Source organism: Sphingopyxis microcysteis (assembly GCF_012274265.1).
GTDB lineage: Bacteria > Pseudomonadota > Alphaproteobacteria > Sphingomonadales > Sphingomonadaceae > Sphingopyxis > Sphingopyxis microcysteis.
In genome coordinates this window covers 222,655-244,558 of the sequence record NZ_JAANYY010000004.1, presented here as the reverse complement: position 1 = coordinate 244,558, position 21,904 = coordinate 222,655, and the positions used below count along the sequence as shown (strand labels likewise).

The 21,904-nt window shown below is 65.9% G+C and carries 23 protein-coding genes and 1 pseudogene; 7 read left to right on the top strand and 17 right to left on the bottom strand.

Annotated features, from left to right (window positions below):
• Positions 1–74: 74 nt before the first annotated feature.
• Together G9408_RS12550 and G9408_RS12545 are read right to left on the bottom strand one after the other, a co-directional pair.
• Positions 75–827, bottom strand: a complete 753-nt coding sequence (locus G9408_RS12550) for an alpha/beta fold hydrolase (protein WP_168454340.1) — start codon at positions 825–827, stop codon at positions 75–77.
• Between the two features lie 42 nt (positions 828–869).
• The gene (locus G9408_RS12545; protein WP_168454339.1) at positions 870–1,517 is read right to left on the bottom strand and encodes a 2-hydroxychromene-2-carboxylate isomerase; all 648 of its coding nucleotides are present in this window, start codon (positions 1,515–1,517) and stop codon (positions 870–872) included.
• Positions 1,518–1,664: 147 nt separating this feature from the next.
• Here G9408_RS12545 and G9408_RS12540 point away from each other — a divergent pair, with 147 nt between their 5' ends.
• The 3 genes from G9408_RS12540 (at position 1,665) to G9408_RS12530 (ending at position 5,096) form a co-directional block, all read left to right on the top strand.
• Positions 1,665–2,111, top strand: coding sequence for a MarR family winged helix-turn-helix transcriptional regulator (locus G9408_RS12540; protein ID WP_168454338.1), 447 nt, complete (start codon positions 1,665–1,667; stop codon positions 2,109–2,111).
• Entirely contained in the window at positions 2,111–3,229 is a 1,119-nt protein-coding gene (locus G9408_RS12535) for an HlyD family secretion protein (protein WP_168454337.1), read from the top strand. Before G9408_RS12540 ends, G9408_RS12535 begins: the two co-directional genes overlap by 1 nt.
• Before the next feature lie 277 nt (positions 3,230–3,506).
• Positions 3,507–5,096, top strand: coding sequence for an MDR family MFS transporter (locus G9408_RS12530; protein WP_168454336.1), 1,590 nt, complete (start codon positions 3,507–3,509; stop codon positions 5,094–5,096).
• A gap of 34 nt (positions 5,097–5,130) precedes the next feature.
• Here the strand turns inward: G9408_RS12530 and G9408_RS12525 are convergent, their stop codons facing one another.
• Positions 5,131–5,499: a hypothetical protein gene (locus G9408_RS12525; protein ID WP_168454335.1), complete on the bottom strand. Its 369-nt coding sequence runs from the start codon at positions 5,497–5,499 to the stop codon at positions 5,131–5,133.
• Between the two features lie 224 nt (positions 5,500–5,723).
• Here G9408_RS12525 and G9408_RS12520 point away from each other — a divergent pair, with 224 nt between their 5' ends.
• Positions 5,724–6,569, top strand: a complete 846-nt coding sequence (locus tag G9408_RS12520) for a hypothetical protein (protein WP_235957780.1) — start codon at positions 5,724–5,726, stop codon at positions 6,567–6,569.
• A 224-nt stretch (positions 6,570–6,793) separates the two neighbouring features.
• Here the strand turns inward: G9408_RS12520 and G9408_RS12515 are convergent, their stop codons facing one another.
• The 10 genes from G9408_RS12515 to G9408_RS12470 form a co-directional block, all read right to left on the bottom strand.
• Positions 6,794–7,399, bottom strand: coding sequence for a hypothetical protein (locus G9408_RS12515; RefSeq protein WP_168454334.1), 606 nt, complete (start codon positions 7,397–7,399; stop codon positions 6,794–6,796).
• A 3-nt stretch (positions 7,400–7,402) separates the two neighbouring features.
• The gene (locus tag G9408_RS12510; RefSeq protein WP_168454333.1) at positions 7,403–8,023 is read right to left on the bottom strand and encodes a DUF2238 domain-containing protein; all 621 of its coding nucleotides are present in this window, start codon (positions 8,021–8,023) and stop codon (positions 7,403–7,405) included.
• Positions 8,024–8,132: 109 nt separating this feature from the next.
• Positions 8,133–8,912, bottom strand: coding sequence for a dimethylarginine dimethylaminohydrolase family protein (locus G9408_RS12505; RefSeq protein WP_168454332.1), 780 nt, complete (start codon positions 8,910–8,912; stop codon positions 8,133–8,135).
• Positions 8,913–9,081: 169 nt separating this feature from the next.
• On the bottom strand, positions 9,082–10,107 hold the full coding sequence (locus G9408_RS12500) for an aspartate-semialdehyde dehydrogenase (RefSeq protein WP_168454331.1): 1,026 nt from the start codon (positions 10,105–10,107) through the stop codon (positions 9,082–9,084).
• Between the two features lie 39 nt (positions 10,108–10,146).
• Complete coding sequence (locus G9408_RS12495; protein ID WP_168454330.1) at positions 10,147–10,764, bottom strand: DUF1287 domain-containing protein; 618 nt, start codon at positions 10,762–10,764, stop codon at positions 10,147–10,149.
• Positions 10,765–11,034: 270 nt separating this feature from the next.
• Complete coding sequence (rplS, locus tag G9408_RS12490) at positions 11,035–11,412, bottom strand: 50S ribosomal protein L19 (RefSeq protein ID WP_120217283.1); 378 nt, start codon at positions 11,410–11,412, stop codon at positions 11,035–11,037.
• A gap of 5 nt (positions 11,413–11,417) precedes the next feature.
• The gene (gene trmD, locus G9408_RS12485; protein ID WP_168454329.1) at positions 11,418–12,155 is read right to left on the bottom strand and encodes a tRNA (guanosine(37)-N1)-methyltransferase TrmD; all 738 of its coding nucleotides are present in this window, start codon (positions 12,153–12,155) and stop codon (positions 11,418–11,420) included.
• A complete protein-coding gene (locus G9408_RS12480; RefSeq protein WP_168454328.1) occupies positions 12,152–12,529 on the bottom strand; it encodes a type II toxin-antitoxin system VapC family toxin in 378 nt (125 codons plus the stop codon). Before G9408_RS12480 ends, trmD begins: the two co-directional genes overlap by 4 nt.
• Positions 12,526–12,891, bottom strand: a complete 366-nt coding sequence (locus tag G9408_RS12475; protein WP_168454327.1) for an AbrB/MazE/SpoVT family DNA-binding domain-containing protein — start codon at positions 12,889–12,891, stop codon at positions 12,526–12,528. Before G9408_RS12475 ends, G9408_RS12480 begins: the two co-directional genes overlap by 4 nt.
• A 46-nt stretch (positions 12,892–12,937) precedes the next feature.
• The gene (locus G9408_RS12470; protein ID WP_168454326.1) at positions 12,938–13,858 is read right to left on the bottom strand and encodes a LysR substrate-binding domain-containing protein; all 921 of its coding nucleotides are present in this window, start codon (positions 13,856–13,858) and stop codon (positions 12,938–12,940) included.
• Between the two features lie 103 nt (positions 13,859–13,961).
• Between G9408_RS12470 and G9408_RS12465 the strand changes: the two genes are divergently transcribed.
• Together G9408_RS12465 and G9408_RS12460 are read left to right on the top strand one after the other, a co-directional pair.
• Complete coding sequence (locus G9408_RS12465) at positions 13,962–14,141, top strand: hypothetical protein (protein ID WP_168454325.1); 180 nt, start codon at positions 13,962–13,964, stop codon at positions 14,139–14,141.
• A gap of 221 nt (positions 14,142–14,362) precedes the next feature.
• Positions 14,363–15,607 carry a GGDEF domain-containing protein gene (locus G9408_RS12460; RefSeq protein ID WP_168454324.1) on the top strand — a complete coding sequence of 415 codons (1,245 nt, stop codon included), beginning with the start codon at positions 14,363–14,365 and terminating at the stop codon, positions 15,605–15,607.
• 116 nt (positions 15,608–15,723) lie between these two features.
• On the opposite strand, the gene G9408_RS12455 is transcribed toward G9408_RS12460, so the two are convergent.
• From G9408_RS12455 to ffh, 4 genes and pseudogenes are all read right to left on the bottom strand, one after another.
• A complete protein-coding gene (locus G9408_RS12455) occupies positions 15,724–17,232 on the bottom strand; it encodes a serine hydrolase domain-containing protein (RefSeq protein WP_168454323.1) in 1,509 nt (502 codons plus the stop codon).
• Positions 17,233–17,346: 114 nt separating this feature from the next.
• Positions 17,347–17,841, bottom strand: coding sequence for a ribosome maturation factor RimM (gene rimM, locus G9408_RS12450; protein WP_235957778.1), 495 nt, complete (start codon positions 17,839–17,841; stop codon positions 17,347–17,349).
• Between the two features lie 199 nt (positions 17,842–18,040).
• Positions 18,041–18,496, bottom strand: a pseudogene (gene rpsP, locus G9408_RS12445) (30S ribosomal protein S16); the annotation flags it as partial.
• 41 nt (positions 18,497–18,537) lie between these two features.
• Positions 18,538–19,995: a signal recognition particle protein gene (gene ffh / locus G9408_RS12440; protein ID WP_168454320.1), complete on the bottom strand. Its 1,458-nt coding sequence runs from the start codon at positions 19,993–19,995 to the stop codon at positions 18,538–18,540.
• Between the two features lie 249 nt (positions 19,996–20,244).
• On the opposite strand from ffh, the gene G9408_RS12435 reads away from it, so the two are divergent.
• Complete coding sequence (locus G9408_RS12435; RefSeq protein WP_168454319.1) at positions 20,245–21,888, top strand: putative bifunctional diguanylate cyclase/phosphodiesterase; 1,644 nt, start codon at positions 20,245–20,247, stop codon at positions 21,886–21,888.
• Positions 21,889–21,904 lie beyond the last annotated feature (16 nt).

The window sequence follows — 21,904 nt, the reverse complement described above, 5'->3', positions numbered from 1 at the left end:
GGGCGCGTCCTCTGGATGTTATCGCAGCGCTCTCTGGCGCAATGGCAACAGCTAGGCGCTTGGGACGAGTCCGGTCAAGCGGTCAGGAAGGCCGCGATCGCCTCGCCGAGTTCGGGCTGCGTCACGCTGGACATATGCGTTCCCGGAATCGTCGCAAGCCGTGCGTCCGCGAGCGCGGCGACGAGTTCGGATGCCGAGCCATTGTCCTGATCGTCGGCGCCGCACACGACGAGGGTCGGCATCGTGATCGCCGCGAGCATCTCCGGGCTCGTGTCGGTAAAGCTGTCAAGAAGGTGGCCCGCGGCGATGCGGTCGACCCGCATGGTTTTCATGAACTGGATCGACAGCCAGGTGTCGTCGCCGCGTTTCGCGGTTTCATATTCGGCGATCACGCGTTTGAAGAAACGCCCGCGCCGCTGCCAGCCTGCGAGCCCCGCAAGGCCCATGCCGCCAAGGATCAGCCGCTGCGGCTTCATGCCGGCAACCACCGCGCGCGCGCTCGTCCGCGCGCCGAGCGAAAAGCCGCCGAGGTCGAAATCGCCAAGGTCGAGATGCGCCACCAGATCGTGCAAATCATGGACGAGCACGTCGGGCGGATAATGTTCCTCCTCGTGCGGCGCGTCGCTCGCGCCGTGAACGCGCAGGTCGGGCATGATCACGCGATACCCTTCGGCAGCGATGCGCGCCGCAGTGCCGAATTTGATCCAGTTGACCTCGGCGTTTGAAAACAGGCCGTGGAGCAGCAGCAGCGGGTGGCCCTCGCCCATCTCGCGCCACGCCAGCCGCACGCCGTCGCGCGCCTCGAAAAATTGGGGTTCGCTCGTCATGTCCGGCCTATGCCCCTGCGGCGGTCGGTTGAGCAAGGGCGTTCAGCGCGGGCGCAGCCCCTTTTGCTCCATCCGCCACTTCGCCATTTCGATGCGATCCTGCCCGAAAAAGGGCTCGCCCTCGAAAACCAGCGTCGGAACGCCCCAATGGCCAGCGATTTCGAGCGCGACCTGGTTCGCTGCAATCTCATTGTCGAGCAGCTGCGCGTCCTTCTCCGCCTCGGCGTCGAGTTCGGCGAGGTCGAGACCTGCGCGCTGCGCCGCTCCCGCCAGATGGTCGCCGAGATGCCAGTCCTGCGCGCCGCCCCAGATCAGCTGCGCCGCCTCATGCGCAAACGCCAGGCTCTTGCCGCGGCGCGACGCCGCCTGGCCGAGCCGGGTGAGGCGATAAATATAGGGTTGCTCGGCGGCGATTTCGCGCGTCATCACATTCTGGACGATCGGGTCGGGGCGCGGCGGGCCGAAGGGGATGCCGTGGAACTGCGCGACGCGGATCATGTCGCGCATCGTGTAGCTGAGCCAATTGGGGTGGTTGCGCTCGAAAAAGTCGGGCTGGCGGATCGCGAGCGGATAGACGGGACGCAGGTTGATCGACAGGTCGTGGCTGGCGGCGAGCGCGCGGTAGCGGCCGATGGCGAGGTAGGAATAGGGCGAGCGGAACGACCAGAAGAGGTCTGCGGTCAGAGTCATCGGGCCATCCTGCGGAAATGACGCCACTTTGCAAGCTTTGTCGGGGAAATTTACACCAAGGTGGATCGACTTCGCGGAAGGTTGCGAAAGTGCCGCACGGCGCGGGGGCGCTTGCAGTTAGTAGCAATTGCTATTATATCGCATGCCATGAGTGACACGATCGGATTCCTGCTGAACGACACCGCGCGGCTGTTTCGCCGCGCGTTCAACGCCCGCACCCGCGACAGCGGCATCACCGCGCTGCAATGGCGGCTGCTGATCTATCTGCGCCGCCACGAGGGCATCCGGCAGGGGCCGCTGGCCGAGCTGATCGAGGTCGAGCCGATCACGCTGTCGCGGATGATCGACCGGCTGGAGGAAGCCGGGCTGGTCGAACGCCGCGCCGACCCGAGCGATCGCCGCGCATGGCTGCTCTATCTGGCGCCCGGCGCCGACGAGCTGCTGACCGCAATGCGCGCCACCACCGACGCGCTGAACGCCGAAGCGACCGAGGGGCTGAGCGCGGCGGAGCGCGACCAGCTCGCGGCGCTGGTCGAGCGGGTGCGTGCCAATTTGTCGCGCCGCGAATGCCTGAAAGAAGAAGAGGCCGCCTGATGGACCAGCTTTCCCCCACCCGACCCGCGCCCGATGAGGCCAAGGTTGCGCCCAAGGCCGATCCGCTGCCGCCCGCGAGCCCCGCGACCGCGACCGAACAAAAGGATGCGCCGAAGTGGCGCACCCGCCTGTTGATGTTCGGCCTGCCGGCCTTGCTGATCGCCGGGGGCGCTGGCTGGTGGCTGACCAGCGGCGGATCGGTGTCGACCGACAATGCCTATGTCCAGATGGACAAGGTGTCGGTCGCCGCCGAAGTAGGCGGCCGGATCACCGAAGTGGCCGTGCGCGACGGGCAGCAGGTCGCCGCGGGGCAATTGCTGTTCCGCATCGACGGCGAACCCTATGCGCTGAGCGTCGCGCAGGCCAATGCCGCGATCGACGCCGCGCAAGTGGACGTCGGCAATCTGGCGGCGAGCGCCCGCACGTCGAGCGTCGATATTGCCGCGGCGCGTGAGGATGTCGCCTTTGCCGAGGTCAATTTCCAGCGGCAGGCGGCACTGATGGAAAAGGGCTTCACCACCCGCGCCGCCTATGACGCATCGCGCCATGCGGTCGCGCAGGCGCGCGAGCGGGTGCGGCAGGCCGAGGCTGCCGCAGCCGAGGCGCGCACCAAGCTGGCCGCCGGTCCCACGAGCGGGGTCAATCCGCAGGTCGAAGCGGCGCGCGTGCAGCGTTCGCAGGCCGAGGTCAATCTCGCCCGCACCACCGTCCGCGCGCCGAGCGCCGGGCGCGTCGCGCAAGCGGACCGGTTGCAGGTCGGCCAGATGATGGTCGCAGGATTGCCCGCGGTCACGCTGGTCGACACCGCGCACCCGTGGGTCGAGGCCAATTTCAAGGAAACCGACCTTGCCAATATGCGCGTCGGCCAGCGCGCCGAAGTGCGCTTCGACGCCTATCCGGGGCTGAAGGTGCGCGGCCATGTGCTGACGATCGGCGCGGGAACGGGCAGCGAATTTTCGGTGCTGCCGGCGCAGAATGCGACGGGCAACTGGGTCAAGGTGACGCAGCGCGTGCCGGTGCGGATCGCCTTCGACGAAAAGCCATCGCGCGAGATGATCGCCGGGCTGTCGGCGGAGGTGCGGGTGTTTACCGGCGGTGGTGCTGTGGCGGGGAAGTAAGGGTGGGCTTGGCGTTCCCCAAGCTCGTCATTGCGAGCGAAGCGAAGCAATCCAGAGGTGGCGTAAACCGCTCTGGATTGCTTCGCTTCGCTCGCAATGACGAGGGTGTTTGCGCTGTGCCTGAATTCCGATCCTCCCTGTGGCGAAGCCATGGGGAGGGGGACCGCTCGCGAAGCGAGGGGTGGAGGGGCGGCGACGGTAGTGCCAAAGCCCCTCCGTCAGCGCTCCGCGCTGCCACCTCCCCATCGCTGCGCGACAGGGAGGATTGGGGTTAGCCATGGCCTCGCGCTCGCTCCCCCGCCGTCCTGCCGCCACCGCGCTGCCCGCCGACGACAGCGTGCCGCTGCACGAACGCGTCCGGCACCGCGCGCTGTTGACCGTCGCGGTGATGGGCGCGTCGATCATGCAGATCCTCGACACCACCATCGCCAATGTCGCGATCCCGCACATGCAATCGGCGCTGGGCGCGACGAGCGAGACGGTGACGTGGGTGCTGACCAGCTACATCTTGGCGAGCGCGGTCGCGATGCCGATCACCGGCTGGCTGGCCGACCGCATCGGGCGGCGCGAATTGTTCCTGATCGCGATTTTCGGCTTCATCGTCGCGTCGATGGCGTGCGGCGCGGCGCAGTCGCTGGAACAGATGGTCGCCTTTCGGTTCCTCCAAGGCGTTTTTGCGGCGTTTATCGGGCCGCTGTCGCAGGCGGTGATGCTCGACATCAACCCGCCCGAACGCCACGCGCGCGCAATGTCGATCTGGGGCATGGGGATCATGATCGGGCCGATCCTGGGGCCGGTGCTGGGCGGCTGGCTGACCGAGCAGGCGAGCTGGCGCTGGGTGTTTTACGTCAACCTGCCGTTCGGGGTGCTGACGCTGGCGCTGATGTGGGCGCTGCTGCCCGCGACGCGCAAGACCGACCGGCGGTTCGACCTGTTCGGCTTTTCGATGCTGGCGCTGGGGCTGGCGGCGCTCCAGCTGATGCTCGACCGCGGCGCGCATGCCGACTGGTTCGAAAGCGTCGAAATCTGGATCGAATGCGGCGTCGCGGCCGCGTGCCTGTGGATGTTCGTCGTTCATATGGTTACCGCGCGCGCGCCCTTGTTCAGCCGCGCGATGCTGACCGACCGCAATCTGGTCACCGCGATGGGATTCATGGTCGTCGTCGGGGTGGTGATGTTCGCGTCGATGGCGCTGTTGCCGCCGATGCTCCAGAACCTGTTCGGATGGCCGGTGATCGACACCGGGCTGGCGCTGGCGGTGCGCGGGATCGGCATCCTGATGAGCATGGCGGTGGCGGGGCGCCTGCTGGGCAAGATCGACCCCCGCTGGCTGGTTGGCACCGGCCTCTCCATCGCGGCCTTTTCGCTGTGGCAGATGAGCCACTGGTCGCTGGACATGGGGATGCAGCCGGTGATCGTCAGCGGGCTGATCCAGGGGCTGGGCATGGGGCTGATCTTCATCCCGCTCAACACGATGGCGTTTGCAACGATCGCGCCGCAGTTTCGCACCGACGGGTCGAGCCTGCTCAACCTGTTCCGCAGCCTGGGCGCGTCGATCGGCATTTCGATCGTCACGACATTGCTGGCGTCGAACACCCAGACGAGCCACGCCGACCTGGCGGCGCATGTGACGAGCAGTTCGGTGAGCGTCATCGACCCGTCGACCGCCGACCGCTTTGGCATTGCGGGCGAAACCGCGCTGGCGCTGGTCAATGCCGAAATCACGCGGCAGGCGGCGATGGTCGCCTATATCGACGATTTCTGGGCGATGATGTGGATGACGCTGGCGGCAGTGCCATTGGTGCTGTTGCTGCGCCCGCCGGGGGCGGGGGCGCCGAAGGCGTCAGCGGCGGATATGGGGCATTAGGGGTTGGGTGGTTTTTTTGGGTGGGAAGCGGCCGTCAGCTCTCCACTCGAAATGGATGGGTCGGATTATCAGCGATGAACTTGGCTACGTCGCGAAACTGTTCCGGATAGGGTTCGACCTCTCGCCAGCCGGTATTGGGCAAGAACCGAAACCCGGCGCGCCACAGCGCCTCGACCTTTTTCCACTGATCAACGTCAGTTTTCTTGGGCGCCTTGAAAGCTCGTCCCATCCAGTTCGCCGATTTTCCGCACTGCGGACAAGTTCCGGTGCTTTCCTCCGGCAGCTTCCACGATTTTCGACAACCGAAACAAGCGTGAGCTACAAGATAGTCCGGGCCGCGATGATAAGGCGGAACATAGGGACCAGCGATGACCCTATTCCCGATCGCCTTGCGTAACTCCATGCGTTCAGATTTGGACGGCGAGGGTTTCATTCGCCAATAGTGCCGCAATCTTCCAACGTCCACAATCGGTCGTTTCCTGCCATTTCCTATTTTCGTCAGCCCTGCGGGCTGCCACCTCCCCATCGCAAGTCGATGGGGAGGATCGTTGACGGCAACTATCGGGTTCCTTTTGCCATAAGCGAGCGCACCTCAGCCACCAGCCCCGTCCATCCCCCCGCCCGCCCTTGTCAAAGCCCCAGCCTCCCCCTATCCCGCGACCGTGCCTTCGCGCACCCGCTGCCGGGTGCAGTCACCAAAGATCGCTTCCGCTGCCCCCTGCTCCCGCCACCCCCTATGTCGCACAGCTCAGCATCGGCGCGGGGCGGCGGACGCTGGCGATCGGCCTCGCCGTCCTGATCCCGGCGCTGCTGCTGTTGATGCTGCTGGCCTTTGGCGTCGAAAAGCCGCCGGTGGTCAAAGAGGAGTGGGTCAGCGTCGTGAGCATCGCCGCGCCGCAGGCCGCCGAAGAGGCTGCTGAAGCGAACCCGCGCGCAAGCGCGCGCGCCGAGACACCGCCGCTGCCCGAGCCGCCGACGCCCGACGCACCGGTGCCACCGCAAGCCGCCGAGCCGCTCGCCGCACCGACGCCGCCCCCGCCGCCCCAGCCCGTGCCGCCGCCGCCGACCGCGCCACGCATCGGGGTGCGCCCGCCGGGCGGCCAGGTTTACGGGCCGCCCAACACGGGCGCGTCTTCGTCGTCATATCGCGACACCGAACGCGTCGGAACGGCACCCAATGGCGAGCCGCTTTATGCCGCCGCCTGGTACCGCGAGCCGAGCGACGGCGAGCTGCGCGGCTATCTGTCGACCGCCGACGGCCCCGGCTGGGGCCTGATCGCGTGCCGCACCGCGCCCGATTTCCGCGTCGAGGACTGCGTCGGGCTGGACGAATATCCGACCGGATCGCAGATCATGCGCGCGGTGCTGGCCGCGGCCTGGCAATTCCGCGTGCGCCCGCCGCGGCTGGGCGGCAAGCCGATGGTGGGGGCGTGGGTGCGGATCCGGATCGATTATGGGGTGCGGCGGCGGTAGGGTTTGAGGGGAGCGCGAGCGATCCTCCCCGGCACGGGGAGGGGGACCATGCGAAGCATGGTGGAGGGGCACCATCGGCTTACCTTGCCGGTGAAACAACGCGCTGCAAGCTGGTCCCGGGAACAGGGCGGCCATTTCAGTCTATCGCTGCGGTAACCTCCTGTGCCCCTCCACCACCCTTCGGGTGGTCCCCCTCCCCCGTTGGGGGAGGATCGCTGCGCCCATCACCGGAAGAAACAATTCACCCCCGCGAACAACGCGTCGATCTTTGCCGCGTCACCCGGCGCGGCGAACATGCCGCCGATGGTGTTGTCGCCGGTGCCGATGCTGAATTCCTCGCCCAGCGTGCTGTCCTCGACGTCGACGATCGACACCGACTCGCCCGCCTTGGCGCGGGTTGTGCCGATCGCGATGCCGCTCATCGTCGAATAGGCGGCGGCGCCGGGTTCGTTGCCAAGGAACCAGCCGACGAATTTGTCGTTCTGAAAATTCAGCGTCATCGCGTCGTAGCGGGTGAATTGCATTGGACCGGCGCCGCATTCGTCATTGGTGCTGCGGTCGTCGGCCTGTCCCGCGACATTGGCGAGCGCGGTTTCGGCCTGCGCGCGGGGGACGCCGAAGGCGAGCAGGCTGGCCTTGCCGCTGCTCTTGTCGATAAAGCGCAGCCCCTCGCCGTCGAGGCTGACCGCGGTGGTCGCGGCGGCGGGGCCGTCGGCCTTGGCGGCGGGCATTGGGGGCGCGGTCGTTTCGGGGGCGGCAGGCGCCTTGTCCGCCGCGGGTTTGCATGCCGCGAGCAGCGCCACCATCGCGAGGGTCGTGAATTTGCGCATCGCCTATCTCCTGCCTCTGGCCGCCATCACCAATATCGCGCCGAGCGCCGCCAGCGCCATATCCTTTTGCGCGTCCCAGATATCACCCTGTTGCCCGTTGTAGCGGTCAGCGGTTTCCCCCGCCGCAACAATGATCAGCAGCCATTCGAAGACTTCGTAGAGCGCGGATATCGCCAAGACCCAAGCAAGCACGGTTAACGCCGCGCCGCGCGGCCCCAGCCCGCCCCAGCGGCGTGCAATCTCGGCGACGGGGATGACCGACAGCGCGCCGAAGGCGAAATGCACAAGGCGGTCATAATGGTTGCGCGTCCAGCCGAAGGCGTCGGAGAGGCTGGTGCCGGTGAGTGCGCGCGCCCAGTCGTCATAAGGGACGTTGCTGTACGCATAGCGGCCACCGAGGGTGTGGAGGGCGAAGAAGGCGACAATGCAGGCGAGCGCGGAAGTCGAAAGCGGCCAGCGGCGGAGCAACGCGGGCGCGGCGACGAGCAGCAGCATCGTCGGGATATGCTGAAGCAGCGCGATTTCGGGATAGGGCTGATCGATTTGCGCCGCGAGCAGCAGCGCGGTGAGGAGGCCGAGCAGGGCTTTCTGCGCGCGCCCGAGGGCGGCGAAGGCTGGGATCATGCGCGCCCCCCTCTCCGTTCGTCCCGAGCGAAGTCGAGGGACGTGAAGCCGGGCCCAGAGGTGTCTCGACTTCGCTCGACATGAACGGGAAATGGGTTTGGAACGGCGCTCACCAGCGCAGCGACATGCAGCTGAGCCCCGCGTCGATGCGCGCAATCTGGGCCGTCGCGAGCGGACGGATCGCGAGGCCGCGCGCCGCGAGCATTGCGTGGGTCGCGGGCCAGCGATCGCCGACGAGGATCGTGTCGTTGATGCGCAGCAGGTTGGCGGCTTCTTCTTCGCCGGGCGGGATGGTGACAACCTCCAGCCCGGCGAACTGCGGACAGCGCGCGAGTGCCGGGACCGCGAGGATCGTGCCTGCGTCGATCAGCCCGCAGCCGGTCTTGAAGTGGAGAACGCCAGGCGGGGTTTCGGCGATCTCGGCGCGATAACCGAGCTGGCCGAGCAGGCCCGCGAGTTCTTCGGCGCCGGTACGGTCGGTGCGCGCCGAGAGGCCGATGATCACCCGGTCGGCGAGGCGCAATATGTCGCCGCCGTCGGCGTAGCCGGGGCCGGTCATTTCGAGAAGGCAGCTGTGATGCGCGGCGAGCGCGGCGCGGATATGCTGGACCTCGCCCGCGCGGCTCGGCGCGCCGGGGCGGAGGAGGATCGCGCCGTCGGGAAAGGTCAGCGCGACATCTTCGGTGAACAGCGCGTCGGGGAAGGCGTCGAGCGGTTCGAGGACGTCAACGATCAGGCCGAGATCGCGCAGCGCCCTGACATAGGCTTCATGCTCGGCGAGGAGGCCGGTGAAATCGGGGTCGGGACCGCCGTCCGCGCGGATGCCATGGATGGCCGATGGCGCGGGGGCGCGGCAGAGCGCGTGGGTGAAGGCGTAGGGGGCGGTCATGCCCCATCCCTACCCGTTTGAGACGAACGATAAAGCCCCTCCCCTTCAGGGGGAGGGGTTGGGGTGGGGGCCGTCAGCCTTGCGCTAGGCCGACGGCCCCCACCCGCTGCGACTAGCGGACAAGTCCGCAAGTCTCGCTGCCCTCCCCTGAAGGGGAGGGCGTATGGGCTCAGCCCTTCTTCAGATGCCGCCGCCCGAGCAACTCAGCGATCTGCACCGCGTTCAGCGCCGCGCCTTTGCGCAGGTTGTCGGACACGCACCAGAGGTTGAGGCCGTTTTCGACCGTCGGGTCTTCGCGCACGCGCGACACGAAGGTCGCGAAGTCGCCGACGCATTCGACGGGGGTGATGTAGCCGCCGTCCTCGCGCTTGTCGTGGAGCACCACGCCGGGGGCTTCGCGCAGGATGCGCTGCGCGTCCTCGGCCGACAGTTCGTCCTCCATCTCGATATTGATCGCTTCCGAATGGCCGACGAAGACGGGGACGCGGACGCAGGTCGCCGTCACCTTGATCTTGGGATCGAGGATCTTCTTGGTCTCGACGACCATCTTCCATTCCTCCTTGGTCGAACCGTCGTCGAGGAATTTGTCGATGTGCGGGATGACGTTGAAGGCGATCTGCTTGGTGAACTTGCTGACATCCTTCTCGTCGCCGACGAAGATCTGGCGCGTCTGGTTCCACAGCTCGTCCATGCCCGACTTGCCCGCGCCCGACACCGACTGATAGGTCGAGACGACGACGCGCGTGATCGTCGCGGCGTCGTGCAGCGGCTTCAGCGCGACGACCATCTGCGCAGTCGAGCAATTAGGGTTCGCGATGATGTTGCGCTTCGTATAGCCGTCGATCGCGTCGGGGTTCACCTCGGGCACGATCAGCGGCACGTCGGGGTCCATGCGATAGAGCGAGCTGTTGTCGATCACGACGCAGCCCGCCGCCGCGGCCTTCGGTGCGTGGATCGCGGTCGCGTCGCTGCCGATCGCGAAAATCGCCATGTCCCAGCCCGACCAGTCGAAATTCTCGATATTCTGGCATTTGACGGTCTTGCCGGTATCGCCGATTTCGATCTCGTCGCCCTGGCTGCGCGACGAGGCGACCGCCGCCAGTTCGTCGTAGGGAAATTCGCGCTCGGCGAGAATGGCGAGCACTTCGCGCCCGACATTGCCCGTGGCCCCGGCGACAACGATACGATAACCCATCTACTCACTCCTCAGTACAAAATTTGTTTGAAATTCCGGTCAGACTTTCCAGCGGAAATGGCCGGTCAGCGGGTGGTCGAAGAGCGCGTCCTCCTCGCGCGCGCCGCGACCGATATTGTGGATCACAAGCGGGCGCCCCGCTGCCGTAGTTCGGTCGGAGACGATGCCGGTATGCGGAAAGCGTCCGCCGGTCATCGAGGTGAAGATGTCGCCGGGCCGCCAGTCGGCGGGGTCGGTCGAAACGGGCAGCAGCGCACGCTGGCGCGTCCAATAGGCCGCCAGATTGGGTACGCGGCGATGGTCGATGTTGCGGTCGGGGCGGCGGAGCCCCCAGTTGCGGGGATAGGCCGCAAAATCGCGCTTCATGTCGGCGTTGACGAGCGCCTGCAGGTCGAGGCCGAGCGCGTCGCGATAGGCGCGGATGATGACGTCGGTACACACACCCTTCGCCCGGTCGACGTCTCCGCCGGGGAAGGGCAGCACGCTGTAGGCGGGGTCATAGGAAAGCGTCACCCCCACCTGCCGCCGCGCCGCGGCGACGAGCCGTTCGGCGTTTGGCGCGGCGAATGCGCCGCGCCCCAGCCCGAACGCCCCAAAGCACAGCCCCGCGCCGAGAACGGCGCGCCTGCTTGGCTGGAAAGGCGTTTGCTGCTGCATGATCCTCTTTTCCCGCCGGCTTGAACCACCTTGTGTATCCCCGCGAAGGCGGGGATCCATCACCGGATGACCCAAGATGGCACCGGCTGGTGATGGGCCCCCGCCTTCGCGGGGGAACAAGGTTTTTCAATGCCGAGAATATTCCCTGACGAACCGATGATCGACGTTGATGAAAGGCCTATGTCTGAAACGAAAAACGACCGGCTCTGCCTGTTGGCGGAACCGGTCGTTTTTGAAAGCTGTTTCGGCTTTGTAGAGGAGAAGCTCTCCTTAGCCTTCGCCGGCTTCCGACCGGTAATCGCGGCGCTCCGCAATACGTGCCGATTTACCAGTGCGCCCACGCAGATAGTAAAGCTTCGCACGACGGACAGCGCCCTTGCGGACGACGGTAATCGAATCGATGTTGGGCGAGTACAGCGGGAACACGCGCTCGACACCTTCGCCGAACGACATTTTGCGCACGGTGAAGTTGGAGCCCATGCCCTTGTTCGAGCGGGCGATGCACACGCCTTCGAAATTCTGGACGCGGGTGCGTTCGCCTTCGACGACCTTCACGCCGACCTTCAGCGTGTCGCCGGGGCGGAATTCGGGGACCGTCTTGCCAGCCTTGGCAATTTCTTCGGCTTCGATCGTCTGGATGAGGTTCATGTCCTCTAGTCCTTTTCTTTTCGCCGCGCGCCAGAGGCAGGTCGGGCCCGAGCGCCCTCATGGCGCTCCCAAAGGTCCGGCCTGCGTAACCGTGTAATCTCCTCCGCCTGTTGTTTCCGCCAGGCGGCGATCGTCGCATGATCCCCCGATCGCAGCACTTCGGGGATCGTGCGCCCTTCCCATGTGACGGGCCGGGTATAGTGCGGATATTCGAGCAAGCCGTTTTCGAACGACTCATCGTCCCCGCTGGAAGCCGCGCCCATTACGCCGGGAAGCAGCCGAATGCAAGCGTCGAGGAGCAGCAGCGCCCCCATCTCGCCGCCCGACAGGATGATGTCGCCCATCGACACCTGTTCGATCGGCCGCGCGTCGAAGATGCGCTCATCGAATCCCTCGAACCGGCCGCAGAGGATGATCGCCCCCGGTCCCGCCGCGAGCTGCCGCACGCGCGCCTGCGTCATCGGCGTGCCGCGCGGGGTCATTGCGAGGATCGGCAGGCCCGGATGCGCGGCGACCGCATGGTCGACGGCAGCCCCCAGCACATCGGCCTTCAGCACCATCCCCGCGCCGCCGCCCGCGGGCGTGTCATCGACGGTGCGATGCCTGTCGGTCGCAAAATCGCGAATCTGCACCGGCGCACACGCCCATGTCCCGCTTTCGAGCGCGCGCCCCGCCATGCTGTGGCCGAGCGGGCCGGGGAACATGTCGGGATAGAGGGTGAGTGGGACGGCGGTGAAGGTCATGGCAGCGTCCAATTCTCGACCCTCAAGCCCGGCACGTCGGTGAAATCGGCTTCGTTCGCAGTGACGAGTATTATGTCGTGCGATAGCGCATGGGCTGCGATCAACCGGTCGTAGCTCCCACGCCGGAATGGCAACGCTGCATAGGCCAGCGCCGCCTTATAGTCGAAATCCAGCACGCGGACTTCCTCGACGAAGGCTTGCAACTGATCGAAGGCGGGTGACTTGCCGCGCGTCGAACCATGCGCAACCTCGGCATAAGCGATGGCGGAGGTGACCAGGTCACCCTCGTCACACTCCCCTGCCCGCGACACCAGACGGGCATCGAGGTTCATGACCAGCGCAATGATGGCATTGCTATCCAGCAGATACTTCACGCGCCGTCAGCCCCATCGTCCCCACCCGAACGCGGCGCCCGATCCTCGAACACCCTGTCTTCCGGCGCGATAAGGTGCAGGTCGGTGGCAGACCCGGCCACCTTTGCGATGTTGAATTTGCGTTTCGGCTGATTGGCAGGCTCGTAGCAAAGAAATTGCCCGTGCTCGACAATTAGATCCATTTCGGTTCCTGCCACCAACTTTGTTCCTGCTGGGATTCGCACAGCCAACGAATTGCCCGATTTGAACACCTTTACCTTGTGCCGGGCTTTGTCAGACGGCTTCAACCAAGGGGCAGAGCCGAATACTCGATCCAAAGCGAAGGTCCGCCGCTCTTCGTTTACTTCACTGCGCTTCGTCATCGCCTATCTCCGTATATACATCATGTATATACGGCACGCAGCACGGTCAACCCAGCGGCTCCCAAAGTTCAGGCGCCAGCCGGTGGCGATCCTTCGCCAACTCGGCGTTCAGCCATTCGCGGAAGCGTTCGATCTTGCGGACGCCGACGCGGTTTTCGCGGTGGACGAGATAGTGGGCGGTGCCGGGTTGGAACAACGCCTCGAACGGCTGGACCAGCCGCCCGGCGTCGAGTTCGGCGCGCCATAGCAGCGGCGTCATCAACGCGATGCCGTAACCGCTCTGCACTGCGCTCGCCTCCTGCAACTGGCTGTCGAGTTCGATGCCGCTGCGCCGCGGCGGCGGCACGGTGGCGACCCCGGCGGCGGCGAACCAGCCCGCCCACCAGGGATCGTTGGGCGCCAGCCGATCGACGTTGAGCAGATCAGCGGGCGCCGCGATATGGTTCACATCCAGAAAGCCGGGCGCGCAAATCGGGGTGATGTGGCTGCGGTACAGAAAGTCGGCCCGCAGGCCGGGCCAATGCCCGCGCCCAACCCGGATCGCGACATCGACATTGGTGGCGTTGAAATCGACCAGGTCATTGTTCATCAACATCCGCACCGCAAGGTCGGGATAGGCGAGCTGGAACCCACCGATCCTCGCGCTGAGCCAGGTGCCGCCAAAGGTCGTCATCGCGCTGATCGTCAGCACATCGGCCTCGTCATTGCCCAATGCGGCGAACGCATCGCCCATCGCGCCAAAGGCGCCCGAGATCGCCGGGAGCAGCCGCTGGCCCGTCTCGGACAGCCGCACGCGCCCCTTTTCGCGCACGAACAGCGCGCGGCCCAGCCGGTCCTCCAATTGGCGCACCTGATAGCTGACCGCCGCCTGCGTCAGCCCCAATTCCTCGGCCGCGCGCGAGAAATTTTGCAGCCTTCCGGCGGCTTCGAAGGTCCGGATCGCGGCAAGAGGCGGCAGCTTGGGCATCGCCATTATATAAGCCAGACTTATGACATAGCGCAAAGCTTTTGTTGGCGGCGAGCGTCGCAAAGGCGCATCTGCTGACCATCGGATCAGCAGGAGATGAGCGATGAAAGACGAGTTTTGGATGCGGACGTGGAACGACGGCCATCCGCATTTCAGCAATGATTTGCACCGCGGACTGGCATGGCTGCTCGCGTCGTTCCGCCGTATCACTGGCCGGGTTGCGCGGCCTGCCCCCATGTCGGGCGCACAGCCTTTGCCGGTGACCCAGCGCGATGCCGGATGACCGTCAGGCACAAGGCTGGTTAATGATCACAACGGACATGCCATAGCCGCAAGCTGGCCGAAGGGAGTCCCCGCCCGAAGGTTCCCCCTCTCTACCTGACAGGTGCCCTTCGTCCAGCTTGCGGCTATGGTTTGCAAAAGACCGCCGATAGCCAACGCTCCGTTAACCAAAAATCAGCCGCTCTGCGCCTAGCGTTCCCCGTTAAACATAACGGGGATCGCATGGCGCGAGGTGCGCGAATTTTGGCGTTGGGCGCGGGGCTGTTGGCCGCCGCCGCACCGGCGCGCGCGCAATCGTCGTTCGCCGATGCGACCAGCATGACGTGGGACGGGGTGCTCACCGGCATCTTTTTGGGCCTGCTGCTGTTTTCGCTGGCCTATAATGCGGTCTTTTACCGGCTGCTGCGCGAACGCTTTCTGATCTGGCAGAGCGTCCGCGCGCTGTCCTATTTCGCGCTCGTCATCGGCCTGTCGCCGCTCGCCATGGGGGCGTGGCTGGCCCCCGACAGTTTTGCGCGGCAGGTTTGGATCACGATATTCTTTGACCTGAGCCTGGTCGTGTCGGGCGTGTTCCTGCGGTCTTATCTCGAACCCGGGATGATCGGTCCGCGGCTGCATCGCTGGCTCGGCTGGCCGCCGGTCCTGATCTTGCTCACCACCCCGGCGACGGTCATGCCCGACGCGACCACCTATATGATGCTGCGCAGTGCGGTGCTGGTCGCGATGCTGGCGCTATGTGCATCGGCGGTGGTGATCGCACTGACGCGGGGCAGCCGCACCGCGCGCTATCAGGCGGCGGCGTGGAGCGGCATCGGCGGGGTTTACGGGGTCAGCCTGTTCCACGACCTTGTCCTTGGCCAGCCGTTCGACAATTTCCTGTTCCTGCTGTTCCCCGCGCTCGGGCTGGAAGTGATGCTCACCGCGCTTGGCATTCTCGACCGCCTCGTCCGCCTGCGCCGCGAACGGCAAGAGGCGCGCGCACAGGCCGAGGCGATGCGGATCATCGCGCACACCGACCCGCTGACCGGCCTGCCCAACCGACGGGCGATCGAAGAAAGTTTCAACGACGAGCCGCCGGTCGCGATCGCGCTGGTCGACCTCGACCATTTCAAGGCGATCAACGATCATCATGGCCATGATGTCGGCGACCGGGTGATCTTTGCCGCCGGGGTCGCATTGGGGTCGGGAACGGCGATGGCGGCGCGCGTCGGCGGCGAGGAATTTGCGCTGCTGTTCCGCGGCGCCCCCGCCGCGGTCGCGATCGAGGCCGAGCGGCTGCGCCAGCGGATCGGCGCCTATGTCGCGCAGATGGTGCCGCTGCTCGAACGCCCGGTGACCGCGAGCATGGGGCTGGTCCATATCGGCCGCGACACCAGCTTTGGCGCGGCGATGAAATCGGCCGACATCAATCTGTACGCCGCCAAGGAAAGCGGGCGCAACCGGGTGGTGTTTATTGAGGCGGCGTGATCCGCGCACGCGAGCAAAAGCAATCGAACCGCAGCCCTGAGCCTGTCGAAGGGCGACTATCGTCGACAAGCGCCCTTCGACAAGCTTAGGGCTACGGCGATGGAACGGAGCACAAGCTATGGCGTCACAACACGAAAGCGCAGCGCCTGCACCGTAGCCGGGGTCGTCGGCGCGAGCAGCAGCGCCCCGTCGAGCTGGCCCTTGCTGCAATTGAGGCGGAAGGTCGCCGACATCGCGCCGGTCGGGTTCAGCGGCTCGGCGGTCGGGCAGTCGCCGACCTCCGACTTCAGCCGCGCGAATTCGGCGGCCCAGTTTGCCGCCGACCGGTCGAGCAGGAAATTCATCGCGAGCTTGCCGTCGAGCGGAGCCAGATTGCCCGCCGCATAGGCGGCGCGCGCTGCGGCATAGGCGTCCGCCACCGCGGGAGTGATCGGCACCGCGCGCCCGGTGAGCAGGCCCGCCTTGTCCATCGCAACCGCGCTGTCCCACGCGGGCGCCGACGGTCCGGCGTAAGTGCGGTTCGACAGCGCAAACACCCCGACGCCATGATCGGGCATCAGCATCACATGGCTGCCGTAGCCGGGATAGCCGCCGCCATGCGCGAGCGTCAGCCCCAGATCGCAATCCTGCGCGACGCGCCAGCCCATGGCGTAAGCGGCGGCCTGTTTGCACGCGGTGGCGCCGCTCGCGCCGATACGGTTCGCGACGGTCACAAAGTTCAGCCCCTGCGCCATTTCGCGTACCGTCGCGCGCTTGACCGGACCGGTGTCGGCGTCGTCGCGCGCGGGCCATGCAGCGAGCAGGAAGGCGACCCATTTGGCATAGTCACTGGCGCTGACCTGCATCCCGCCCATGGCGTTGAAGGCGCCGTCGATCATCTCGGGCTCGGGCGACCACGCGTCATTTTCCCAGCGATAGCCGCGCGCATAGACCGCCTTTGGCGTCTTGGTGACGTCGAAGCCGCTGCTCGTCATGCCGAGCGGGGTCAGGATCGTTCGCTGGATATAGTCGGTGTACGCCATGCCCGATGCATTGGCGATGATCCGGCCGAGCAGCGCATAGCCGTAGTTCGAATATTCATGGGCGGATTGCGGGACGCGGCTGAACGGCACTCCGGCGGCGATCATCTTGGTGAAGGCATCCTGCGACAAAATCTGTTGGCGGTCGCCCCATGGATCGTCGGTGACCAGCCCGCCGACATGGTGGAGCAGGTCGCGGATGCGGATGCGCGGGCTGTCCTTGGTGGGATAGACCCAGCCCTTCATTTCGGGAACATGGTCCTCGGCGAGGTCGTCGAGGCGCAGCTTGCCATCGTCGCGCAGTTTCAGGATCGCGAGCGCGGTGAACGCCTTGGTCATCGACGCGATGCGGAAGCGGCTGTCGGCGGTGACGGCGCTCTTGTCGTCGAGGTTCTGGACCCCGATGCCCTTCACATAGGCGAGCTTGCCGTCGCGCACGACGCCATAGACCATGCCGGGGATATGCGCGTCGGCCTGATATTTGGCGAACAGCGCATCGATTTCGGGGGTGATTTGTCCGAGGGTTTGGGGAGCAGTTTCTTGCGCCATGGAGGGAAGCGGTGCAGCCAATGCTGCCGCCAGAAGCATACCCAATCTTGCGCGCATTCAAACCTCCGTTCGTGCTGAGCTTGTCGAAGCACTGTTCTTTCTTTGCAACATAGAAAGGAAGAACGGCCCTTCGACAAGCTCAGGACGAACGGATTTCGTTAAGGAGTGGCTCTATTCGACGAACGCCGCGTCGATCGTCACGCCATGGTCGGTCCACACCGGGACCGCGCGCGCATTCATCGGCACCATGAAGCGCTTGCCGCCGGGCTTCTCGATTTCGAGGATGTCGCCCGCGCCGAAATTCTCGACGGCGACGACCTGGCCGATCGCGGCGCCGTCGGTCGACACGCAGGCGAGGCCGATGAGGTCGTGGTGATAATATTCGCCCTCGCCGAGCGGCGGCAGCGCCGAGCGCGGGACGGTGAGGACGGTGCCGCGGAGCGCCTCGGCGGCGCTCCGGTCAACCACCTCGGCAAAGGTCGCGACCGCGCCCTGATTGGCCGGGCGCACCGATTTGAGGGTCAGCGTGCGGTCGCCCGCGTTGAAAACGGAAAAGGCGCGGAGAGACTCCGCGCCTTCGCCGAACAGTTTCAGCCGCACCTCGCCCCGCACCCCATGCGCGCCGGCGATGGCGGCCAAGGTGACGGGGCGATTTGCGTCAGCCAAGGGTTCAGGCCTTGGCTTCTTCTTCGCCAGCTTCTTCGGCGGCGGGGGCAGCCGGAGCTTCTTCGGCCGGGCCACCTTCAGCTGCCTGTTCGGCCATCGCGGTCGCATCTTCGGCAGTCGCGTCGGCGGGGACTTCGTCGGCGACGGCTTCGGCAACGGCTTCGGCGGTTTCTTCGCTCTTCACCGAACCGGTCGCGTCCGATTCTGCGGCCTCGGGCGCAGCAGCTTCTTCGGCGGCCACTTCCGGAGCGGCTTCTTCAGCAGCTTCGGGTTCCGGCGCCGGAGCGGCGGCGGCAGCGGCAGCCGCTTCGGCGGCATCAGCGATCTTCTGGGCCTTTTCTTCGGCGCGTTCCTTCGCCTTTTCGCCCGGGACACCCTTGTTCGGGTTGTTGCGCGCGGCGCGTTCCTTGACGCCCGCGGCGTCGAGGAAGCGGGCAACGCGGTCGCTCGGCTGGGCGCCGACGCTCAGCCAATGCTTCGCGCGGTCAGCGTCGAGCTTGACGCGCTCGGGATTATCCTTGGCGAGCAGCGGGTTGTAGCTGCCGATACGTTCGATGAAGCGGCCATCGCGCGGGCTGCGCGAGTCAGCAACGACGATCTTGTAATAGGGACGCTTTTTCGAACCGCCGCGTGCGAGGCGAATGGAGGTTGCCATGATATTTTCCTTCAGAGTTTAGTGTTCAAATTCGGGTGTAATTACTTCTTTTTATTCATCAAATTGGCGAGTTCGGGCGGGATCGATCCGCCTCCACCAAGGCCGGGGAGGCCGCCGCTGCCGCCCAAACCGCCTGGGCCGCCCATTCCGGGAATGCCGCCGCCCTTGCCGAACAGCGCGCCGAGCCCCTTGAGGCCGCCCATCTTGCGGATCTTCTTCATCGCGCTGGCCATTTCCTGATGCATCTTCAGCACCTTGTTGACCTGTTGCACGGTGGTCCCCGACCCGTTGGCGATGCGGATCTTGCGCTTCGCGGTCAGGATTTCGGGCTTCGCGCGTTCCTTGGGGGTCATCGACCCCATGATCGCGTCGAAATGAATGAGCATCTTGTCGTCGGCGCCGCCCGCAGCCATCTGGGCCTGCGCCTTCTTGATGCCGGGGATCATGCCAGCGAGCGCGCCGAGGCCGCCCATGCGGCGCATCTGATTGAGCTGGGTGCGGAGGTCGTTGAGGTCGAACTGGCCCTTGGCCATCTTCGCCGCCATCGCCTCGGCCTCTTCGGCCTGGATCGTTTCGGCGGCGCGTTCGACGAGGCTGACGACATCGCCCATGCCGAGGATGCGGCCCGCGATGCGCGACGGCTGGAAGAGTTCCAGCCCGTCGAGTTTCTCGCCCGTGCCCGCGAATTTTATCGGCTTGCCGGTGACCGCGCGCATCGAAAGCGCCGCACCGCCGCGCGCGTCGCCGTCCATGCGGGTGAGCACGACGCCGGTGAGTGGCACCTGATCGGTGAAGCGCTGCGCGACCTGCACCGCGTCCTGACCGGTCAGGCTGTCGACGACGAGCAGGGTTTCGGCGGGGTTCGCCGTACGCGACACCGCCTGCATCTCGTCCATCAGCTGCTGGTCGACGTGGAGGCGGCCCGCGGTGTCGAGCATCAGCACGTCGAAGCCCTGCAGCTTCGCCGCCTGCATGGCGCGCTGCGCGATTTCGACCGGCTGCTGGCCTGCGACGATCGGGAGGGTCGCGACGTCGATCTGGCTGCCGAGCACGGCGAGCTGTTCCTGCGCGGCGGGGCGATTGACGTCGAGCGACGCCATCAGCACCTTCTTGCGCTCCTTGTCCTTGAGCCGCTTCGCGATCTTCGCGGTCGTGGTCGTCTTGCCCGAGCCCTGCAGGCCGACCATCATGATCACGGCGGGCGGAGCGACATTGAGGTCGAGCTCGGCGGTTTCGGAACCGAGCATTTCGGTCAGCGCATCGCTGACGATCTTGACCACCTGTTGCCCCGGGGTGACCGAGCGCAGGACGTTCTGGCCGATCGCAAGTTCGGTGACCTGATCGACGAAGCTGCGCACGACGGGCAGCGCGACGTCGGCCTCGAGCAGGGCGATTCGCACTTCGCGCATCGCGGCGCGCACGTCGGCCTCGGTCAGCGCGCCGCGGCCGCGGAGCTTCCCGAAAACATCGCCAAGCCGATTGCTCAGACTGTCGAACATGCGCCTCAAATCCTTGTTTTCGAGGCCCGCAACGCAAAAGACGCCGGTGAGCGAAACCTCGCCAACCAGCGGCTATCCGTGGACAGACTTTCCGTCGCGGACATCGATATGTTCGCTCGCAAGACGCGGTCGAACGGCGCGCCATTACACCGATCACCCGGCAAAGGCAAGCAAGCGACGCCGGGTCCGACTTAACCCAAATTTCACCGCTTTGCGTGCATTACAGCCGGGATGGTGGGGAAAAGCCAAATGATCGATACGCCGAAACAGCCGGACCGCAGCACCGGGGCCAAACGCGACATCGTCGCCGGCGGCATCGTCGTTGCCGCGATCCTGCTGTTCGTCGGCACCGGCAGCACGGTGATGCAGGCGGTCGTGAACACGATGGTCGGAATCGGCGGCGGCCCCGACCGCGCGCTGGCCGCAGCGATGGTGCTGAACGTCGCGCTGATCCTGTTCGGGTGGCGCCGCTATGACGATCTGCACCGCGAGATTCGCGAACGGACCGAAGCCGAGCAGCGCGCGCGCTATCTGGCCGATACCGATCCGCTGACCGGCTTCCTCAACCGCCGTTCGCTGCTCGCCACCGGCCAGCAGCAGATCGTCGATGCGATCGCGGGCAAGCGCCACGTCGCGCTGTTCCTGCTCGACCTCGATCATTTCAAGACCGTCAACGACATCCACGGCCACGCCGCGGGGGACCGCGTCCTGCAGGTCGCCGCCGAACGAATTTCGGCGATCCTGCCCCCCAATGCCACCAAGGCGCGGCTGGGCGGCGACGAATTTGTCGCGATGCTGGCGTTCGAGCCGTCCGCCCGCGCGACGATCGACGCGCTCGCCGCCGAACTGGTCGCCGCGCTCGAAAATTCGGTCGCCCATGATGCGCAGCAGATCCGCATCGGCGCGTCGCTGGGCATCGCGCTTGCCGACGATGCCAGCGTGACGATGGAAACCATGGTCCGCCAGGCCGATATCGCGATGTATCATTGCAAGGACGAGGGACGGAACCGCTTTTGCTGGTTCGAGGCCGGCATGGAGATGGCGGTGCAGGTCCGCAACCAGATCGAAACGGGGATCCGCGAGGGCATGCCGCGCGGCGAATTCGTGCCGCATTTCGAACCGCAGGTCGATATCGCCAGCGGCCGCCTGGTCGGCTTCGAGATGCTGATGCGCTGGGAATCGCCCGAATATGGGATGATCCCGCCCGAACGCTTTATTCCGGTGGCCGAAGAAAGCGGGCTGATCGGCGAATTGTCCCTTCAGGTGATCCGCCAGGCGATGGAAATCGCCAAAAGCTGGGATCCGTCGATCATGCTGGCGGTCAATATTTCGCCGCAGCAGCTGAAGGACCCGTGGTTCAGCCAGAAGCTTACCAAGCTGCTCGTCGAAACGGGTTTTCCCGCCGCGCAGCTCGAGGTCGAGATTACCGAAAGCTCGCTGTTCGAGAACCTCCCGCTCGTCCGTTCGATCGTCACCAGCCTGAAGAATCAGGGCGTGTCGCTGAGCCTCGACGATTTCGGCACCGGCTATTCGTCGCTGTCGCACCTGCGCGCGCTGCCGTTCGACCGGATCAAGATCGACCGCAGTTTTGTTGCCGCAATGCGCGGCAGCCCCGATGCGCAGGCGATCGTCGTCGCGATCGTGCGGCTGGGCGAAAGCCTGGCGATGCCGATCACCGCCGAAGGCGTCGAGGATGAAGCGACGGCGATCGAACTGACGCGGCTGGGCTGTGCGAAGGGTCAAGGCTGGTATTTCGGCCGCGCCGCATCGGCCGCCGACACCGAACGCCTGCTCGCCGATCGCGGGCTGCTGCGCGCGCCGATGGTGCCGCCGACGAGCCCCGACACAGGATCGGACGCGGACGGCGCCGAACCGCTGCGCAAGACGGCGTAATTTGGGCGCCGCCCCC

Coding starts and splice junctions, on each gene's coding strand:
- rplS (WP_120217283.1), bottom strand. CDS start 11,412: ATGAACCTCATCCAGACGATCGAAGCCGAAGAAATTGCCAAGGCTGGC.
- G9408_RS12495 (WP_168454330.1), bottom strand. CDS start 10,764: ATGCAGCAGCAAACGCCTTTCCAGCCAAGCAGGCGCGCCGTTCTCGGC.
- G9408_RS12500 (WP_168454331.1), bottom strand. CDS start 10,107: ATGGGTTATCGTATCGTTGTCGCCGGGGCCACGGGCAATGTCGGGCGC.
- G9408_RS12460 (WP_168454324.1), top strand. CDS start 14,363: ATGGCGCGAGGTGCGCGAATTTTGGCGTTGGGCGCGGGGCTGTTGGCC.
- G9408_RS12550 (WP_168454340.1), bottom strand. CDS start 827: ATGACGAGCGAACCCCAATTTTTCGAGGCGCGCGACGGCGTGCGGCTG.
- G9408_RS12510 (WP_168454333.1), bottom strand. CDS start 8,023: ATGATCCCAGCCTTCGCCGCCCTCGGGCGCGCGCAGAAAGCCCTGCTC.
- G9408_RS12470 (WP_168454326.1), bottom strand. CDS start 13,858: ATGCCCAAGCTGCCGCCTCTTGCCGCGATCCGGACCTTCGAAGCCGCC.
- G9408_RS12475 (WP_168454327.1), bottom strand. CDS start 12,891: ATGACGAAGCGCAGTGAAGTAAACGAAGAGCGGCGGACCTTCGCTTTG.
- G9408_RS12505 (WP_168454332.1), bottom strand. CDS start 8,912: ATGACCGCCCCCTACGCCTTCACCCACGCGCTCTGCCGCGCCCCCGCG.
- G9408_RS12435 (WP_168454319.1), top strand. CDS start 20,245: ATGATCGATACGCCGAAACAGCCGGACCGCAGCACCGGGGCCAAACGC.
- G9408_RS12540 (WP_168454338.1), top strand. CDS start 1,665: ATGAGTGACACGATCGGATTCCTGCTGAACGACACCGCGCGGCTGTTT.
- G9408_RS12530 (WP_168454336.1), top strand. CDS start 3,507: ATGGCCTCGCGCTCGCTCCCCCGCCGTCCTGCCGCCACCGCGCTGCCC.
- G9408_RS12535 (WP_168454337.1), top strand. CDS start 2,111: ATGGACCAGCTTTCCCCCACCCGACCCGCGCCCGATGAGGCCAAGGTT.
- G9408_RS12515 (WP_168454334.1), bottom strand. CDS start 7,399: ATGCGCAAATTCACGACCCTCGCGATGGTGGCGCTGCTCGCGGCATGC.
- G9408_RS12545 (WP_168454339.1), bottom strand. CDS start 1,517: ATGACTCTGACCGCAGACCTCTTCTGGTCGTTCCGCTCGCCCTATTCC.
- G9408_RS12455 (WP_168454323.1), bottom strand. CDS start 17,232: ATGCGCGCAAGATTGGGTATGCTTCTGGCGGCAGCATTGGCTGCACCG.
- G9408_RS12465 (WP_168454325.1), top strand. CDS start 13,962: ATGAAAGACGAGTTTTGGATGCGGACGTGGAACGACGGCCATCCGCAT.
- ffh (WP_168454320.1), bottom strand. CDS start 19,995: ATGTTCGACAGTCTGAGCAATCGGCTTGGCGATGTTTTCGGGAAGCTC.
- G9408_RS12525 (WP_168454335.1), bottom strand. CDS start 5,499: ATGGAGTTACGCAAGGCGATCGGGAATAGGGTCATCGCTGGTCCCTAT.
- trmD (WP_168454329.1), bottom strand. CDS start 12,155: ATGACCTTCACCGCCGTCCCACTCACCCTCTATCCCGACATGTTCCCC.